This window comes from Micromonospora sp. NPDC000663 (assembly GCF_042898105.1).
Lineage (GTDB): Bacteria > Actinomycetota > Actinomycetes > Mycobacteriales > Micromonosporaceae > Micromonospora.
In genome coordinates this window covers 851,052-867,539 of sequence record NZ_JBIAYR010000001.1, presented here as the reverse complement: position 1 = coordinate 867,539, position 16,488 = coordinate 851,052, and the positions used below count along the sequence as shown (strand labels likewise).

General features: G+C 73.6%; 19 protein-coding genes. 10 read left to right on the top strand and 9 right to left on the bottom strand.

Features of this window, described 5'->3' with window-relative positions; all coding sequences use genetic code 11:
* Positions 1–10: 10 nt before the first annotated feature.
* Positions 11–202 carry a 50S ribosomal protein L28 gene (gene rpmB, locus ACFY1S_RS04185; RefSeq protein WP_007456456.1) on the top strand — a complete coding sequence of 64 codons (192 nt, stop codon included), beginning with the start codon at positions 11–13 and terminating at the stop codon, positions 200–202.
* 127 nt (positions 203–329) lie between these two features.
* Here the strand turns inward: rpmB and ACFY1S_RS04180 are convergent, their stop codons facing one another.
* A complete protein-coding gene (locus ACFY1S_RS04180; protein ID WP_387112719.1) occupies positions 330–791 on the bottom strand; it encodes a GNAT family N-acetyltransferase in 462 nt (153 codons plus the stop codon).
* 29 nt (positions 792–820) lie between these two features.
* The gene (locus ACFY1S_RS04175) at positions 821–1,753 is read right to left on the bottom strand and encodes a thiamine-phosphate kinase (protein ID WP_387114281.1); all 933 of its coding nucleotides are present in this window, start codon (positions 1,751–1,753) and stop codon (positions 821–823) included.
* 153 nt (positions 1,754–1,906) lie between these two features.
* On the opposite strand from ACFY1S_RS04175, the gene ACFY1S_RS04170 reads away from it, so the two are divergent.
* Positions 1,907–2,140, top strand: a complete 234-nt coding sequence (locus ACFY1S_RS04170; RefSeq protein ID WP_013284547.1) for an Lrp/AsnC ligand binding domain-containing protein — start codon at positions 1,907–1,909, stop codon at positions 2,138–2,140.
* 9 nt (positions 2,141–2,149) lie between these two features.
* Positions 2,150–2,833 carry a DUF3515 family protein gene (locus ACFY1S_RS04165; protein WP_387112717.1) on the top strand — a complete coding sequence of 228 codons (684 nt, stop codon included), beginning with the start codon at positions 2,150–2,152 and terminating at the stop codon, positions 2,831–2,833.
* A gap of 39 nt (positions 2,834–2,872) precedes the next feature.
* Here ACFY1S_RS04165 and ACFY1S_RS04160 read toward each other — a convergent pair whose 3' ends face one another.
* Together ACFY1S_RS04160 and ACFY1S_RS04155 are read right to left on the bottom strand one after the other, a co-directional pair.
* On the bottom strand, positions 2,873–3,973 hold the full coding sequence (locus ACFY1S_RS04160) for a D-alanine--D-alanine ligase family protein (protein WP_387112715.1): 1,101 nt from the start codon (positions 3,971–3,973) through the stop codon (positions 2,873–2,875).
* A 195-nt stretch (positions 3,974–4,168) separates the two neighbouring features.
* A complete protein-coding gene (locus ACFY1S_RS04155; protein WP_387112713.1) occupies positions 4,169–4,387 on the bottom strand; it encodes a hypothetical protein in 219 nt (72 codons plus the stop codon).
* A 276-nt stretch (positions 4,388–4,663) separates the two neighbouring features.
* Here ACFY1S_RS04155 and ACFY1S_RS04150 point away from each other — a divergent pair, with 276 nt between their 5' ends.
* A complete protein-coding gene (locus ACFY1S_RS04150) occupies positions 4,664–5,509 on the top strand; it encodes a helix-turn-helix domain-containing protein (protein ID WP_387112711.1) in 846 nt (281 codons plus the stop codon).
* Positions 5,510–5,514: 5 nt separating this feature from the next.
* Positions 5,515–5,715 (top strand): DUF397 domain-containing protein, encoded by a 201-nt coding sequence (locus ACFY1S_RS04145; RefSeq protein ID WP_354818686.1) that lies wholly within the window; start codon positions 5,515–5,517, stop codon positions 5,713–5,715.
* Between the two features lie 107 nt (positions 5,716–5,822).
* On the opposite strand, the gene ACFY1S_RS04140 is transcribed toward ACFY1S_RS04145, so the two are convergent.
* The 5 genes from ACFY1S_RS04140 to ACFY1S_RS04120 form a co-directional block, all read right to left on the bottom strand.
* A complete protein-coding gene (locus tag ACFY1S_RS04140; protein ID WP_387112709.1) occupies positions 5,823–6,872 on the bottom strand; it encodes an ROK family protein in 1,050 nt (349 codons plus the stop codon).
* A gap of 158 nt (positions 6,873–7,030) precedes the next feature.
* Positions 7,031–7,813, bottom strand: coding sequence for a putative protein N(5)-glutamine methyltransferase (locus ACFY1S_RS04135; protein WP_387112707.1), 783 nt, complete (start codon positions 7,811–7,813; stop codon positions 7,031–7,033).
* Entirely contained in the window at positions 7,814–8,932 is a 1,119-nt protein-coding gene (locus ACFY1S_RS04130) for a cystathionine gamma-lyase (RefSeq protein WP_387112705.1), read from the bottom strand. It abuts the gene before it with no gap.
* Positions 8,933–8,939: 7 nt separating this feature from the next.
* Entirely contained in the window at positions 8,940–9,947 is a 1,008-nt protein-coding gene (locus ACFY1S_RS04125) for an NAD(P)H-dependent glycerol-3-phosphate dehydrogenase (protein WP_387112703.1), read from the bottom strand.
* On the bottom strand, positions 9,944–10,678 hold the full coding sequence (locus tag ACFY1S_RS04120; protein ID WP_387112701.1) for a lysophospholipid acyltransferase family protein: 735 nt from the start codon (positions 10,676–10,678) through the stop codon (positions 9,944–9,946). The genes ACFY1S_RS04125 and ACFY1S_RS04120 overlap by 4 nt, the downstream gene beginning before the upstream one ends.
* A gap of 125 nt (positions 10,679–10,803) precedes the next feature.
* Here ACFY1S_RS04120 and cofC point away from each other — a divergent pair, with 125 nt between their 5' ends.
* The 5 genes from cofC to ACFY1S_RS04095 are packed head-to-tail and all read left to right on the top strand — an operon-like array spanning position 10,804 to position 16,488.
* Positions 10,804–11,451 (top strand): 2-phospho-L-lactate guanylyltransferase, encoded by a 648-nt coding sequence (cofC, locus tag ACFY1S_RS04115; RefSeq protein ID WP_387112699.1) that lies wholly within the window; start codon positions 10,804–10,806, stop codon positions 11,449–11,451.
* A gap of 22 nt (positions 11,452–11,473) precedes the next feature.
* Positions 11,474–11,671, top strand: a complete 198-nt coding sequence (locus tag ACFY1S_RS04110) for a cold-shock protein (protein WP_139585579.1) — start codon at positions 11,474–11,476, stop codon at positions 11,669–11,671.
* Between the two features lie 54 nt (positions 11,672–11,725).
* Positions 11,726–14,077 carry an RNA degradosome polyphosphate kinase gene (locus ACFY1S_RS04105; RefSeq protein WP_387112697.1) on the top strand — a complete coding sequence of 784 codons (2,352 nt, stop codon included), beginning with the start codon at positions 11,726–11,728 and terminating at the stop codon, positions 14,075–14,077.
* A gap of 24 nt (positions 14,078–14,101) precedes the next feature.
* Complete coding sequence (locus ACFY1S_RS04100) at positions 14,102–15,622, top strand: CHAD domain-containing protein (protein WP_387112695.1); 1,521 nt, start codon at positions 14,102–14,104, stop codon at positions 15,620–15,622.
* Positions 15,610–16,488, top strand: coding sequence for an NUDIX domain-containing protein (locus ACFY1S_RS04095; RefSeq protein ID WP_387112693.1), 879 nt, complete (start codon positions 15,610–15,612; stop codon positions 16,486–16,488). The genes ACFY1S_RS04100 and ACFY1S_RS04095 overlap by 13 nt, the downstream gene beginning before the upstream one ends.

The window sequence follows — 16,488 nt, the reverse complement described above, 5'->3', positions numbered from 1 at the left end:
GGAGTATCCCGTGGCTAGCGTGTGCGACGTCTGTGGCAAGGGACCGGGCTTCGGCCACAACGTGTCCCACTCGCACCGGCGGACCAACCGCCGCTGGAACCCGAACATCCAGTCGGTGCGTACCCCGGCCGGTGGCGGCAACACCAAGAAGTTGCAGGTCTGCACCTCGTGCATCAAGGCCGGCAAGGTCACCCGCGCCTGACGCGCGGCACCACCCTCTTCGATACGGCTCAGCCGGCGGACCGCTGCGGTCCGCCGGCTTTTGTCGTGCACGCCGACGGGCGCTTCCCGGTCCGGTCCGCGCCCGGCCGTCCGTTTCCTCGGGCAGGTCAGAGGGTGCGGCCGAAGGATACGCAGCCCTCGGAGTCCTTGTAGAAGCCGAAGTTCGGGATGCGCTCGTAGCCGGCGGCCGTGTACATGGCGATCGCCTCGGGCTGCTTGTCGCCGCACTCCAGGACCATCCGCTTGCGGCCCTGCTCACGCGCCGACCGTTCGACCGCCGCGAGGACGCCGCGGGCGACGCCACGCCCCCGGGCCGTCGGGGCGGTGTACATCCGCTTCAGCTCCGCGGTGTCCGCGCCGTGGCTGCGCCAGCCACCGCAACCGACCGGTTCGCCGCCCAGGTAGGCGACGAGGAACGCGCCGTCCGGCGGCTCAAACTCGGTGGCGGCCACCGGGGTGTCGTCGCCGGTGCCGCCGTAGCGGACACCGAGGTCGGCCAGCGCGTCACGGATCAACTGCTGCGCCACAGGTGCGTCGAACCGCACCAGCCGGATCTCGATCTCACTCACGGTGTCCAGGGTACGGCGGCCACCGGGCCTCACCGGAAGTGGTCCCAGCCGGTCGGGCCGTCGTAGGGCACCCCGTCGACTGTCACGCCGGCACCCTCCGTCACCACGCCTATCGCCCGCCACTCCGGCGGCAACGCCACCGCCGGGGGGAAGGTCGCGGCCAGCGCGTGGTCGTCGCCACCGGCCAGGATCCAGGTGTACGGGTCGACGCCGAGGGCCTGCGCCGCGTCGGCCATCTGCCGGGGCACCTCGAACGCGTCCCGGCGCACGTCGATCGCCACCCGGCTGGCCGTCGACACGTGCCCGAGGTCGGCGAGCAGGCCGTCCGACACGTCGATCATCGAGGTGGCGCCCAGCCGGGCGGCCTGCGGCCCCGCCTGGTACGGCACCAGTGGCCGCCGGTACGCCTCGACCAGCAGCCGGGGCGTCCGGAAACCGCGGGTGAGCACGGTCAGCCCGGCGGCCGCGTACCCGGTGCGCCCGGCCAGGGCGAGCACGTCCCCCGGGCGTGCGCCCGAGCGCACCACAGGCGCGCGGCCGTCGAGGTCGCCGAGCGCGGTCACCGCGACGGTAAGGGTGGGGCTGGCCGACATGTCCCCGCCGACGACGCTCGCGCCGACCGTGTCCGCCTCCGCCGCGAGCCCGTCGGCCAGCTCCTCCGCCCAGCCCGTGGGCAGGTCCGCAGGCATGCAGAGGGCGACGAGCAGGGCGGTCGGGGTGGCGCCCATCGCCGCGATGTCGGCCAGGTTCGCCGCCGCCGCGCGGTGTCCGACGTCACGCCCCGACGACCAGTCGCGCCGGAAGTGCCGTCCGTCGACGAGCACATCCGTGGATGCCACCACCCGGGCGTCCGGCGCGGCCACCACGGCCGCGTCGTCCCCCGGGCCGAGCAGGGTCGTCGGCCCGACCGGCAGCCGGGCGGTGATCCGCCCGATCAACCCGAACTCGCCGATACCGGCCACGCTGGCGCCGCCGCCGACGTTCCGTCCGTTCTGCCCGGCACCGCCGCGCTCGCTCACCGCTGCTCCTTGACCACCGATAGGGATCGGACCTGCTCCGTAAGGTAGTTTCACCCTTCGAGCCGCCCCGCGGCGGCGACGGACGGAGGTCGAGTCGTGGTACAGGCGTACATCCTCATCCAGACCGAGGTCGGCCGGGCACGTGACGTGGCCGGTCTCATCGCGGACCTTGCCGGCGTGGTACGCGTCGACGCCGTCACCGGGCCGTACGACGTGGTCGTCCTCACCGAGGCCAACACCGTCGACGAGCTCGGCAAACTCATCGTCAGCAAGGTGCAGATGGTGCCCGGCATCACCCGCACCCTCACGTGTTCGGTGGTGCGGTTGTAAGTGGACGAGATGACTACCTCCTCCGCTGCTCTGGACGACGACGAGACGCGCGGCACGACCGGCGGGACGCCCGAGCCGGCTGACGGTATCCGCGAGTCCGCCAAGCCGGGCGCCGACGCGCCGAGCGGCCGGGACCGGACGATCCGCGGAGCCGCGCTGGTCGCCACGTTGATCGCGTTGCCTGTCACCCTGCTGGTCGCCCTGCTGGCCTTCTCGAAGCTCTCGCCTGACACTCCGGCCGCCGCGCCGAGCCCTTCGGCGACAAGCGTGCGGGCGCAGTCCACCGCACCTGTGGAGATGGCCGCCCCGGCGCTGGCCGACCGCCCGGCCACGGTCTGCCGCGCGCTGGTCTCCCAGCTGCCGCAGACCATCCGCGACCTGGCCCAGCGTCCGGTCACCGCCGGCCCGGAGCAGAACGCGGCGTACGGCGACCCGGCCCTCACCGTCGCCTGCGGCGGCCCCGCGCCCACCGTTCCGGCCACCGACGAGGTCTGGCGGGTGAACTCGGTCTGCTGGCACCCGGTCGAAGAGGCCGACGCGACGCTGCTCACCACTGTCGACCGGGAGACACCCGTCACCCTGCGCATTCCGCGCTCGTACGAGCAGCCGTTGCAGTGGGCGGCACCCATCTCCAACACCATCGTGGCGACGGTGCCCTCGGGTGGCGCCGCCCCCGCCGGCTGCCGGGGCTGACCCGACAGGCGCCGGCTCGGCGCGGGCGGGCCCGCTGTCTCAGTGCAGGCCGACGCCGCGCCGCTGGGCGGTACGGATCAGGCGGTTGACGAGCTTCGGGTACTCCAGGCCGGCGGCCGCCCACATCCGCGGGAACATCGACGTCGGGGTGAACCCGGGCATCGTGTTGATCTCGTTGAGGTAGATGTCCAGCTCGGGGGTGACGAAGAAGTCGGCCCGCGCCAAGCCGGCGCAGTCCAGTGCGGTGAACGCGCGGACCGCGTACTCCTGCACCTGGCGGGTCGCCTTCTCCGGCAGCCCGGCCGGGATGTCGTACTCGCAGGAGTCGTCGAGGTACTTCGCCTCGAAGTCGTAGAAGTCGTGGTCGGAGACGACCCGCACCTCGGCCAGGACGGACGCCTCGGGCGCGCCGCCGGCCTCGCCCTCCAGCACGCCGCACTCGACCTCGCGGCCGACGATCGCCGCCTCGATGATGACCTTCGGGTCGATCTGTCGCGCGGTGGCGACCGCCGCGTCGAGCTGCGCCCAGTCGGTGACCCGGGTGATGCCGAACGACGAGCCGGCCCGCGACGGTTTCACGAAGACCGGCAGGCCGAGCCGGTCCTTGTCCTGTTCGCTGAGCGTCATCCCGTTGCGCAGCACCGCGTACGGGCCGACCGGGATGCCCTCGACCGCGCAGAGCTTCTTGGTGAACTCCTTGTCCATGGCGGCCGCGGAGGCGAACACGTTGGCGCCCACGTAGGGGATGCCTGCCATCTCCAGCATTCCCTGGATCGTGCCGTCCTCGCCGTACGCGCCGTGCAGCACGGGGAAGACCACGTCCACGTCGGCGAGCACCCGGGGACCCTCGGTCGGGTCGAGCACCATCAGCCCGTTGCCGGTGGGGTCGGCGCGCAGCACGATGTCGTCGCCGGAGTCGGCGGTGATCTCCGGCAGTTGCCGGGCGTTGATCGCGAGCTGGGCGGGATCGCCGCTGGTCAGCACCCACTGGCCGGCCCGGGTGATGCCCACCGGCACCACCTCGAACTCGTCGGGGTCCAGGGCGCCCAACACACTGCCGGCACTGACACAGGAGATGCCGTGCTCCGGGCTGCGGCCGCCGAAGACGATCGCCACGCGGGTCTTGCCTGGGGTGGTCACTCCGGTCACCTCTTCGTACGCGACTGCGGCTGGTCGTGCTCGCCGGTGGCGTTCACCCGGTTGACCTTACTGTGCGTGGCGGTAGGGCGAGGCGATACCCGGGGAGCCACAGCGGTACGCGGCAATCGGTCAACAGAGGTTATACGGTGCGTGACGGGAGGAAGGCTGCCACATCGATCGGTGGCGCGAGTCGGCTCAGTCGCGGGAGTGCCGGCGGCCGACCGCGATCACCTTGACCCGCTGCCGGCCGGCCCGGACCATGCCCAGCGCCATGAAGGCCCCGGCGATCCGGTCGGCGGCCTCCCGGCTGTTGGCGCCGACCACCTGCCGGCGCCGCTCGGGGGCGATCCGCTCGTTGCGCTCGATGCCCTCGACGGGGCGCACGTCGGTGAGCACCACCAGGAAGCGGGTCATCGCCGGCCGCCCGGATGCAGGGCGGGGGGCTGCGGACCGTCACGCACGTCGTCTCCTTCCGGCGGGGCGGGATGGCTGCGGCACGCGGCGATCGGGCACGGGGGAGAAACCCGATCGCCGCGCGCCCCATCCCCTCCGGTCGCTCACCACCACCGTCGCCACGACAACCGGCGGTGAGGACGCGATGACAGATTGACACGTGGACGGCCGTGAATGCAACTCTCATCGACGTTCTCTCATGCAGACGTTCCCGCAAATGTGTGCGACCATCGATGCATGGCCCCGAAGACCGCCCGCGCCCGCCGACTCGGCATCGCCCTGCGCCACCACCGGGAAGCCGCCGGCCTGACGCTGGAGACCGCAGCGGATGAGATCAACAGCACCCGCAGCACCCTGTCCCGGTACGAGAACGCCCAGACACTGATCACGCCTGCCACCGTGCGCGCCCTGCTGACCTCGTACGGGGTGAGCGCCGAGGAGGTCGCCTCGGCGGTGCAGCTCGCCAAGGACGCCCGCAAACCGGGCTGGTGGGTGTCCTACTCGTACCTGCTGGACCCCCGCACCATCGACTTCATCGCGCTGGAGGCCGAGGCGACTGCCATCGCCAACTTCGAACCCTCGGTGGTGCCCGGCCTGCTGCAGACCGCCGACTACATCCGCGGCGTGATGCGCGGTGGTCCCCACACCCTCGGCGACGACCTCGTCGAGCAACGGGTCAAGGTCCGCCTCGACCGTCAGCAGCGCCTCACCGGCGACGACCCGCCGATCCTCGACGCGGTCATCGACGAGGGCGCGCTGCTCCGGCCGGTCGGCGACCAGTCGGTGATGGACGGTCAGCTCCGCCACCTCGTCAAGATGGCCGAGCTGCCCAACATCACCGTCCAGGTGATCCCGCTCTCCGCCGGCTACCACCGCGGCACCCGGGGTTCCCTGCACATCCTGGAGTTCGCCGACCCGGAGGACCCGATCATCGCCTCGGTGGAAACCGTCGCCGGGCAGATGATCCTCGACCGGGCTGGCGAGACGCGTACCTGCACCAAGATCATGGAGCATCTGCGCAGCGTGGCGCTCAGCCCGGCGGACAGCCGGGCGATGCTCCTGGAAGTCCTGAAGGGACGGTAGGACCGATGACACCGACGATCACCGCGGCGTTGGCCGTGGCGGCGTGGCGCAAGAGCAGCCGCAGCGGCGACCAGGGCGCCTGCGTGGAGGTGGCCGCGATCCCGCGGCTGGTGGCCGTCCGCGACTCCAAGGACCCGGCCGGTCCGGCCCTGCTGTTCCCGCCGGCCGCCTGGGCCGCCTTCACCCAGGCTCCACCCCGTAGCTGACCGGCCGTCGACGCGGCCGGCCAGGTCCCTGCAGGTCGCTCACCGGCGTGCCGGCCAGGCCCCGGCGGGTCGCTCGCCGATCCGTCGGGGCGCACGGCGCGCCGGGTTCAGGCCACCAGCGGACGGGACTCCGGCACGGTACGCAGCGCCTCCAGGGCGGCGATCGCCACTCCTCGGGCACCTGCCATGTCCCGCTCCGGCACCAGGGCGAAGGTCGCCACGGCCGCCTGCTCCTCCCGGAGCACGGTGTGCTCGCGGACCGTCCCCAGGAACCAGTCGCGGAACTCCGGCGCCGCCTCCACCACCCCGCCACCCACGAAGTACGCGTGCGGGTCGGTGAAGTTGGCCGCCACGGTGAACAGCCTGCCCAACGCCATCGCCTGCTGGGTGAACAGCTCCCGGGCCAGCACGTCGCCCCGCTCGCCGTACCCACGGACCAGCTTCGCCGCCCGAGCCACCGGTTCGGCGGCCAGCGGGTGGTCGGGGTGGCGGGTCAGCCAGTACGGCAGCAGGTTGCGCTCGATGCCCGTCAACGAGGCGACGCTCTCCACGTCGCCGGTGAAGCCGCAGGCGCAGGTGGGGTCCGACTGGCCGGGACCGAGCAGCCCGTTCAGCGGGATGTGCACGTGACCCAGTTCCCCGGCCATCCCGGCCGCGCCGGCGATCACCCGCCCGCTCTCGACCACCCCGCCGCCCAGACCGGTGCCGACGATCGCGGCGACCGACGATCGGTTCATCGCCTCGGCGCCGAAGAACACGTGGTGGGCGTAGAGCGCCGCCGCGTTGCCGTCGTTGTGGTAGATCACCGGCAGGCCGAGCCGCCGCTCCAGCGCGCCCCGCACGTCGAAGCCCCGCCAGGCCGGCTGGGAGAAGTTGGTCGAGCCCCGCGAGGAGATGACGCCTGCGGCGCTGGCCGGGCCGGGCGTGTCCAGCCCGACAGCCCGGACCAGCTCGCGCGGCACCCCGGTGTGCGCCAACGCGCCGTCCAGTGCCCGGGCCAACGCCTCGATCGCCGCCTCCGGCCCGGCCCGCACCTCGCTGGGGATCTCCAGCAGGCCGTCCACCAGGAACCGGCCGTCCACCGTCAGCACTGTGGCGTTGTTGCTGGTGCCGCCGTTGTCCAACCCGACGACCACAGGCACCCCTGCGCTGCCCACCGAAACCGCCTCCCGCCGTCATGAGTGTGAGCCGAGGCTAGTGCCAAGCCCTCTCCCCCGCCACGCCCGCCGTCCCCGCGATCGTGCACCTGCTGTCGCGGCACAAGGCGTATCGCACCCATTTCGACAACCGAAACCGCAAGATCGCGGGTGAGGGGTCAGGGGCGGCGGGCGGTCAGGGCCGTGGCGTCCAGGTCGTCGTCGTGGCGGACGCTCGGCAGCAGCCCGGCGGCGGCGAACGCCTCGCCGAGCACGTCCACCTGGGTGACACCTACCTCGACCACCAGGTGGCCGCCGGGGGCCAGCCAGCCGACCGCCTCGGCGCCCACCCGGCGCAGCACCGAGAGCCCGTCCGGGCCGCCGTCGAGCGCCACCGGTGCCTCGTGCAGCCGCGCCTCCGGCGGCATCAGCGCCACCGCGTCGGTCGGGACGTACGGTGCGTTGGCGACCACCAGGTCGAGTCGCCCCCGCCAGTGCGGCGGCAGCGGCGCGAACAGGTCACCCTCGAACACCTCGGCGGCCAACCCGGCGAGGTTGCGGCGGGCGCACGCCACGGCCGCCGGGTCGATGTCGGTGGCGGCCAGCCAACGCGGCGCGAGCCGGTGCGCCAGCGCCACGGTGGTGGCCCCGGACCCGCAGCACAGATCGACGACTGCCGGCGTCGGGCCGGTCAGCGCCGCCGCCGCCTCGACCAGCAGAGCCGTCCGGCCGCGCGGCACGAAGACACCCGCGTCGACGGCGATCCGCAGGCCGCAGAACTCCGCCCAGCCGAGCAGGTACTCCAGCGGTTCGCCGGCCACCCGACGCTCGGTCAGGGCCGCCACCGTCGCCGGATCGTCGGCGGCGGCCAGCAGCAGGTCCGCCTCGTCCTCGGCGTAGACGCACCCGGCGGCGCGCAGCCGGTCCACGAGGGCGGACCTGTCGACGGGGACGGACTCCACTCAGGCCTCTCCTGCGGCGTCCAGCGCGGCGGCGATGTCGGCCACCAGGTCCGGCGTGTCCTCCACGCCGCAGGAGAGCCGGACGAAGCCCGGCGACGTGTCGTCACCCCACTGCGCCCGTCGGTCCGCGGTCGTGTGCAGGCCGCCGAAGGAGGTGGCAGCCGCCACCAGCCGGGCGGCCTCGACGAACCGGCTCACGCGGTCGGCGTCGCCCAGGTCGAACGAGAGCACCCCGGGCATCCGGCGCATCTGCGCCGAGGCCACCGCGTACGCGGGGTCGTCGGGTCGGCCCGGCCAGCGCAGACCCGACACGTCCGCCCGGGCGGCGAGCAGGTCGGCGACCGCGGCCGCGTTGGCGCTCTGCCGGGCCAGCCGCAGGTCGAGGGTGGCCAGCGACCGGTGCGCCAGCCAGGCGTCGAACGCGCCGGGCACCGACCCGGTGGTGGTACGCCAGAGCGTCACCGCCTCGACCAGCTCGGTGTTCCGGCTGGCCAGATACCCGAGCAGCAGGTCGGAGTGCCCGGTGAGCGCCTTGGTGCCGGAGGCGACCACCAGGTCGGCGCCGAGGTCCAGTGGGCGCTGCCCGAGCGGGGTGGCAGTGGTGTTGTCCACGGCGAGCAGCGCGCCGGCGGCGTGCGCCTGCTCGGCCAGGACCGCCACGTCGACCACGTCCAGACCCGGGTTGGCGGGGGTCTCCACAAGCACCAGCCGGACGCCGTCGAGGGACGGGTACGGCCCGGCGGTCGGTACGAAGACCACCCGGACGCCCATCGTCCCCAGCACGTCGGTGGCGAACGACCGGACCGGGAAGTAGCCGTCGCTGGGCAGCAGCACCGTGTCACCCGGGCGCAGCAGGGCGAGCAGCACGCCGGTGATGGCCGCCTGACCGCTGGCGAAGACCCGGCACTCGCCACCCTCCAGCTCGCCCACGGCCGCCTCCAGGAGGCGTCGGGTCGGGTTGTCGGGGCGGCCGTAGCCGTTCGGCGAGGCGGCGGGGCCCTGCCACGGGTCGAGGTGGTACGGCGCGGCGAGGACCGGCCCCGGCAGGAACGGGTCCCCCGGCGCCGGCTCGGGCAGTCCGGCGCGTACGCAGCGGGTGCCGTCTCCCAGATCAGTCATCGGATCCTCATTCGTACGACTCGGGTTTGGCGGTCCGGCTCATCAGCGTGTCCACGGCCAGCCGGGGGTCCATCCCCTCGTGGCAGATCCGCTCGACCTGCTCGGTGATCGGCATCTCCACACCATGCGCCCGGGCCAGGTCACGGATCGCCAGGCAGCTCTTCACGCCCTCGGCGGTCTGCCGGGTTGCGGCCTGGGCCTGCTCGAGCGTCTCCCCCCGACCCAGGTGCTCGCCGAAGGTGCGGTTCCGGGCGAGCGGGGACGAGCAGGAGGCGACGAGGTCGCCCATGCCGGCCAGGCCGGCGAAGGTGATCGGGTCGGCGCCCAGCGCCACGCCCAGGCGGGCCGTCTCGGCGAGCCCCCGGGTCATCAGCATGGCCCTGGTGTTGTCGCCGAAGCCCATCGCGGTGGCGATGCCGTACGACAGGGCGATCACGTTCTTGACGGCACCGCCCAGCTCGCAGCCGATCACGTCGTCGTTCGTGTAGGGGCGCAGGTAGGGCGTCCGGATCGACGACTGCACGAGCACCGTGCGGTGGCTGCTCGTCCCGGCGACGACAGTGGCGGCCGGCTGCTCGGCGGCGATCTCCGGGGCCAGGTTCGGGCCGGACACGACCACCACCCGGTCGGCGGCCACGCCGGCGGTCTCCACGATGACCTCGCTCATCCGCTTCGTGGTGCCGAGTTCGATGCCCTTCATCAGCGACACCAGGGTCGAGTCGGGGTGCAGGTACCCGGCCCACTCGGCGAGGTTGCCGCGCAGGGTCTGCGAGGGTACGGCCAGGACCACCAGCTCGGCGCCGGTGATCGCCTCGGCGGCGTCGGCGGTGCCGGTGACCCGGGGTGGCAGCAGCAGGTCCGGCAGGTACTCCTGGTTGCGGCGCTCGGTGCGGATGCTCTCGGCCACCGGCGCGCGGCGGGCCCACACGGTCACGTCCCGCCCGGCGTCGGCGAGGATCTTGGCGAACGCGGTGCCCCAGGAGCCGGCGCCGAGCACCGCGACGTGGCCGCTCACGCGGCTTCACCCTGCTGGTGCTGGGCGGACGGTCGGACCGGCCGTTCCCACAGCGGCGGCGGGGTGCCGCCACGGATCTCGGCGAGCATGTCCCGCAAACGCAGCATGATGGCGTCCGTCATCTCCTCCAGGGTCGCCCGGGTCGGCGGGGCGTCCGCCCACCGGCTCAGGTCGACCGGTTCCCCGGCGACCACGGTCACCGGGATGCGGGGTCGGGGGTTCAACCGGGCCGTCCGCGGGTCGAAGATCCGCTCCGGCCCCCACATCACCAGCGGCACCACTGGCGCGCCGGTGGCCAGCGCCAGCCGGGCCGCCCCGGTCTTGGCCTTCATCGGCCACAGGTCCGGCTGCCGCGTGGTGGTGCCCTCGGGGTAGATCACCACAGCGCCACCCTCGTCGAGCGCGGCGACCAGCTTGTCCAGTGAGCGGACCGCGTCCACGCTGCCGCGCTCGACGGGGATCTGCAGGCAGCGGTGCAGGATCCAGCCGATCACCGGCACCCGGAACACGCTTGCCTTGCCCAGGTACTGCGGCCAGCGTCCGGATTCGTAGATGAAGTGCGCGGAGACCAGCGGGTCGGCGTGCGAGATGTGGTTCGCCACGATGATCACGCCGCCGTCCCGGCCGAGGTGCTCCTGGCCACGCCAGGTACGCCGGGTCCAGACGAGCATCACCGGCTTCACCAGCACCACGGCGAACCGTTGCCAGAACCCCAGCCTCCGCCGTGCCACTGTGCCTCCTCGTCGCGCCCGCCCCGCCGCGGACCGCGTCCACGACACCCGCAGCGGAAATCATGCCTGCTCGCCCCCGGTACGGCCAGCGAGGGTCCCTCCGTCCTGCTGGCAGGATTGCGGACGTGAGTCAGCCGAGGTGGGCAGTGGTGGTGCCGGTGAAGCGTCTGACCGCCGCCAAGAGCCGGCTGCGGGGCGCACTGCCCGGCGTACCGCATGAGGAGCTGGCACTGGCGCTGGCGGCCGACACGCTCCGCGCGGTGCTGGCCTGCCCGGCGGTCGCCGAGGCCCGGGTGGTCACCGACGACGCCCGGGTGGCGGCGGTGGCCCGGGCGGCCGGCGCCCGGGTGATGCCCGACGAGCCGGACGCCGGGCTGAACGCCGCGTTCCGGCACGGCGCGACGGCCGGGCCCGCCGGCTGGGTGGCCGGGCTCACCGCCGACCTGCCGGCGCTGCGCCCGGCCGAGCTGGCCGCCGCGCTGCTCGCGGCTCAGGCCGCTCCAGACGGGGTACGCCGGTTCGTGCCGGACGCGCCAGGCGACGGCACCGTGCTGCTGGCCGCCCCGCCCGGCGTTGCGCTGGACCCACGCTTCGGGGTGGGCTCGGCGGCGGCGCACGCGGCGAGCGGCGCGCTGCCGCTGACCGGGGACTGGCCCAGCCTGCGCCGCGACGTGGACACCGCGGCGGACCTGGCGGCCGCCGCGCGACTCGGGCTCGGACCGGGCACGGCCGCGCTGCTCGACTCCGGCTGCCCGGCCGCCTCCGCGAGCTGACCCACAGGTGTACGGTGCCAGCATGCAAGGCACGGTGGCCAGCTACGACGCGGCGACGCGCAGCGGCGTCCTGCTGCTCGACGACGGCACCGAGCTGCGCTTCCCCGCGCGGGCGTTCGACGCCTCCGGGCTGCGGCTGCTCCGGCTCGGCCAGCGGGTGCGCATCGACACCGATCCCGACGGCGAGGTCGTCCGGGTGACATTGCCGACCATGATCTGAGCCGGCGAGCCCAAGTTCATTTTGCGTTAACCCGAATCGGGTGATTATGAGCGGGTGAGCACCCCTCGCGAGCACCCGGCCACCCCGTCAGCCACCGAACCTCTCAACGGCGCCCGCATCCGTGGCGCTGACGGCCGTTTCCGTCCGTCCCGCGCCGAACGGGCCGGCGCCGCCCGCGCCGACACCCTCGGCGACGACCCAGGAGCCGCCTCCTCCGGACTGGACGAGGTCCTCGACCCCGCCGTCGGCCCCACCGAGACCGACGGTCCGGCCGCCGGTGGAGTCGTCCAGCCCGCCGCGCCGAGCGTCGTCGACGGGGACGACGAGGCGCCGGCCGTCCCGTCGCTGCCCGAGGACCGGTTCCTCAACCGGGAACTCTCCTGGCTCGACTTCAACGCGCGCGTGCTCACCCTCGCCGAGGACCAGCGCACCCCCCTGCTGGAACGGGCGAAGTTCCTGGCCATCTTCGCCAGCAACCTCGACGAGTTCTACATGGTGCGGATCGCCGGCTTGAAACGGCGGCTCTCCGCCGGCCTGCCGGTACGCGGCGGGGACCGGCTGCCGCTGCGGACCCAACTCGAGCTGATCGCCGAGCGGACCGCCGAACTGGTGGCCCGGCACGCCGCCTGCTTCGTCGACGACGTACTGCCCAAGCTCGCCGACGAGGGCATCCGCATCCTGCGCTGGGGCGAACTGGGCGACCCCGAGCGGGAGCGGCTGCGGACCTACTTCCGCGAGCACATCTTCCCGGTGCTGACCCCCCTGGCTGTCGACCCGGCCCACCCGTTCCCGTACATCTCCGGGCGGTCGCTGAACCTGGCGGTGGCGGTACGGGACCCGGACGGCGGCTCGGAGCTGTTCGCCCGGGTGAAGGTGCCCAACAACGTCCCCCGTTTCGTCCGCGTGGACCGGGACCAGCCGGGCGTCCGGATGCTGCCGGTCGAGGACCTGATCTCGGTGCACCTGGGGCAGCTGTTCAGCGGCATGCAGGTCGTCGAGTGCCACCTGTTCCGGGTCACCCGCAACGCCGAGGTGGAGGTCGACGAGGACCGTGACGAGGACCTGCTCCAGGCCCTGGAGCGGGAGCTGGCCCGGCGGCGGTTCGGCCCACCGGTGCGCCTGGAGGTCGCCGCGTCGATCTCCGACCACATGTTGGAGCTGCTCGTGCGCGAGCTGGACATGGACGACCAGGACGTGCTGCGGGTGCCCGGCCTGCTGGACCTCTCCGCCCTCTGGCAGGTGTACGGCGAGGCCGACCGCCCCGATCTGAAGGACCCGCCGTTCGTGCCGGCCACCCATCCCCGGCTCACCGAGGGCGAGGTGCCGCGCAGCGTCTTCTCCACCCTGCGCGACGGGGACATCCTGGTGCACCACCCGTACCACTCGTTCGCCACGAGCGTGCAGCGCTTCATCGAGCAGGCCGCCGCCGACCCGAACGTGCTGGCCATCAAGCAGACCCTCTACCGCACCAGCGGTGACTCGCCGATCGTCGACGCGCTCGTCGACGCGGCCGCCGCCGGCAAGCAGGTGGTGGTGCTCGTGGAGGTGAAGGCCCGCTTCGACGAGGTGGCGAACATCGGCTGGGCGCGCACGCTGGAACGCGCCGGCTGCCACGTGGTGTACGGCCTGGTGGGCCTCAAGACGCACTGCAAGACCGCGCTCGTGGTCCGGCAGGAGGGCAACCAGATCCGCCGCTACTGCCACATCGGCACCGGCAACTACCACCCGAAGACCGCCCGGCTGTACGAGGACTTCGGCATGCTCACCGCCGACCCGGAGATCGGCGCCGATCTCACCGACCTGTTCAACGTGCTGACCGGGTACAGCCGGCAGACCGCGTACCGGCGGTTGCTGGTGGCCCCGCAGGGCATCCGCAGCGGCCTCATCGAGCGCATCGAGCGGGAGATCGCGCACGTCCGCCTCGGCATGCCGGGGCTGGTCCAGTTCAAGGTGAATTCGCTTGTCGACGAGGGCGTGACCGACGCGCTGTACCGGGCCTCCCAGGCCGGCGTGCACGTGGACCTGCTGATCCGGGGCATGTGCACGCTGCGCCCGGGGGTGCCGGGGCTGTCGGAGAACATCCGGGTCCGCTCGATCCTGGGCCGGTTCCTGGAGCACTCGCGGGTGTTCCGGTTCGGCAACAACGGCGAGGCCGAGTTCTGGATGGGCTCGGCGGACCTCATGCACCGCAACCTGGACCGCCGGGTGGAGGCGCTGGTGCAGGTGAGCGACCCGGTGGCGCGGGCCGAGCTGGACCACGTGCTGACCGCCGCGATGGGCCCGGACGTGGACGCGTTCGAGCTGGCCGGCGACGGCACCTGGACCAGGCGTGCCGGCGGCGACGAGACGGCCGGTACGCATCTGCAGGAACTGTTGCTGCGCCGCGTCGGTGGCACGGCCGGCTGACCGATCGCGGCATAGGCTGAGCTGATGGTGGAGGAGGAGCAGAAGTACGAGGTGGACGACACCTACGTGCTGCCGGACCTGTCCGCCGTGGCCCCGGCCGGCGGCCGGGTACGGGCGCTGCCGCCGGTGACGCTCGTGGCCCGCTACCTCGACACGGTCGACCTGCGGCTGGCCCGGGCCGGCGCGTCGTTGCGACACCGCAAGGGCGACGAGCTGCCCTGGACGGTGAAGCTGCCCACCGGCAGCCCCGGTGTCCGGCACGAGATCTCCCGCCCCGGCCCGAAGGGGCAACCACCGCCGGAGCTGGTGGAGCTGGTCACCGCCCTGCACCGGGGCGCACCGCTGGCCCCGGTGACAGTGGTCCGCACCGTCCGGCACGCCCACGAGGTGTGCGACGAGGCAGGCACGGTGCTCGTCGAGGTGGTGGACGACCGGGTGCGGGTGCTGGACGCCTCGGGCACCGCCACCGGCGCGTTCCGCGAACTGGAGGTGGAACTCAAGTCCGGCGACCGGGAGCTGCTGGAGCGGGCCGGTTCGGTGCTGCGCGAGGCCGGCGCGCGGGGCGGTTCGTTCACCCCGAAGCACGTACGCGCCCTGGGCCCGGCGGCGCAGGCCGACCCGGACCTGGTCGCGCCGGCCGGGCTGCCGGACGACCCGAGCGCCGGCGACGTGGTCACCGAGGCGGTCCGCAAGGAGGTACGCCGCCTGCTGACGCACGATCCGCTGGTGCGGCTGCGCGCCCCCGCCGCCACAGGTGACACCGCAGTGCACCAGATGCGGGTGGCCTGCCGGCGGCTGCGCAGCGACCTGCGCACCTTCCAGCCGCTGGTCCGCAAGAGCTGGTCCCGTCCGCTGCGCGACGAGCTGCACTGGCTGGCCGGGGTGCTCGGCGCGGCCCGGGACGCCGAGGTGCTGCGCGAGCGGTTGCGCGGCACCGCGGACGCCGACCCACTCAGCCCGCTCGACGCCGGTGCGGTGGACCGGCTGGACGAGGCGCTCGCCGCACGGCAGCGGGTGGCGCACGCCGCGATCGACGAGGCGCTGCGCTCCCCCCGTTACCTGGCCCTCGTCGACGCGCTTGTGCTTGCCGCACGGGCGCCCCGGCTCACCCGCCGGGCGGCCACCCCGGCGGCGCGGGCGCTGCCCAAACTGGTGGCCCGGCCGTGGCGGCGGCTGACCGGCCCGGACGGCGTCGACGGGCTCGACCCGTCGTCGCCGGACGAGCGCTGGCACGCCGTCCGCAAGCAGGGCAAGCAGACCCGGTACGCGGTGAACGCGGTGGCCCCGGCTGTCGACAGGGCCGCACGACGGCTGTCCCGCGCGCTGGCGGGCGTGCAGGACGTGCTCGGCGAGCACCAGGACGCGGCCGTGGCGGCGGACACCTGGCTGGAACTGGCCGCCGAGCGGCCGGCAGACCACGAGGTGGCGGTCACCGCCGGCCGGCTGGCCGAACGGGAACGGGAGTCGGTACGCCTGATGCGGGCCCGGTTCCCGGCCGCGTGGCACCGGGCGACCCGGCGGCGGCGGACCCGTTGGCTGCCGTGACGGGCATCCGGGCGGCCGGTGGGGTGGCCTGGCGCCCGTCGGACGACGGCGTACGGGTCTGCGTGGTGCACCGCCCCCGCTACGGCGACTGGACACTGCCCAAGGGCAAGCTGGAGCCGGGTGAGCACCCGATGGTCGCTGCGGTCCGCGAGGTGGCCGAGGAGGCCGATGTGCGGGGCGTACCGCAGGTGCGGCTGCCGTCGGTGCGTTACCGCAGTGAGGGCCAGGCGAAGCTTGTCGACTACTGGTCCATGCTCGCGGTCGCCAACGGCGGTTTCCAGCCGGGCACCGAGGTGGACGACATCCGGTGGCTCGCCGTGGACGAGGCGATCCGGCTGGTCAGCTATCCCCACGACGCCGAGGTGCTTGGCGCGTTCGCCGCGCTGCCGCAGGTGACCGCGACCGTCGCGTTGGTCCGCCACGCGCACGCCGGAAAGCGCGCCACCTGGACCGGCCCGGACACGGCTCGTCCCCTGGACGCGGAGGGCTGGGCCCAGGCGTCCGCCCTGGCCGACCTGATCGTCCTGGTCCGGCCGGGCCGGCTGGTGTCCGCGTCGCCGCGCCGCTGCGTGCAGACCCTCGACCCGGCCGCCTCGCTGCTCGACCTGCCCATCGAGATCTGCGGCGACCTGGACGAGCCCCAGCCGGGCCAGCAGGGCGACGAACAGGTCCTCGCCACCGCCGCCCGGTTGCTGGAGCTGGCCCAGGCCGGCGGGCAGGTGGCGGTGTGCAGCCAGGGCAAGGTGCTGCCGGGGGCGTTGGAGCGGTTGTCCGGCCGCGCCGACGAGGACTTCACCACGCCCAAGGGCGGCGGGTGGCTGCTCGCGTTCACCACCGACGGGCTGCTCGCCACCGACCGCCTGTAG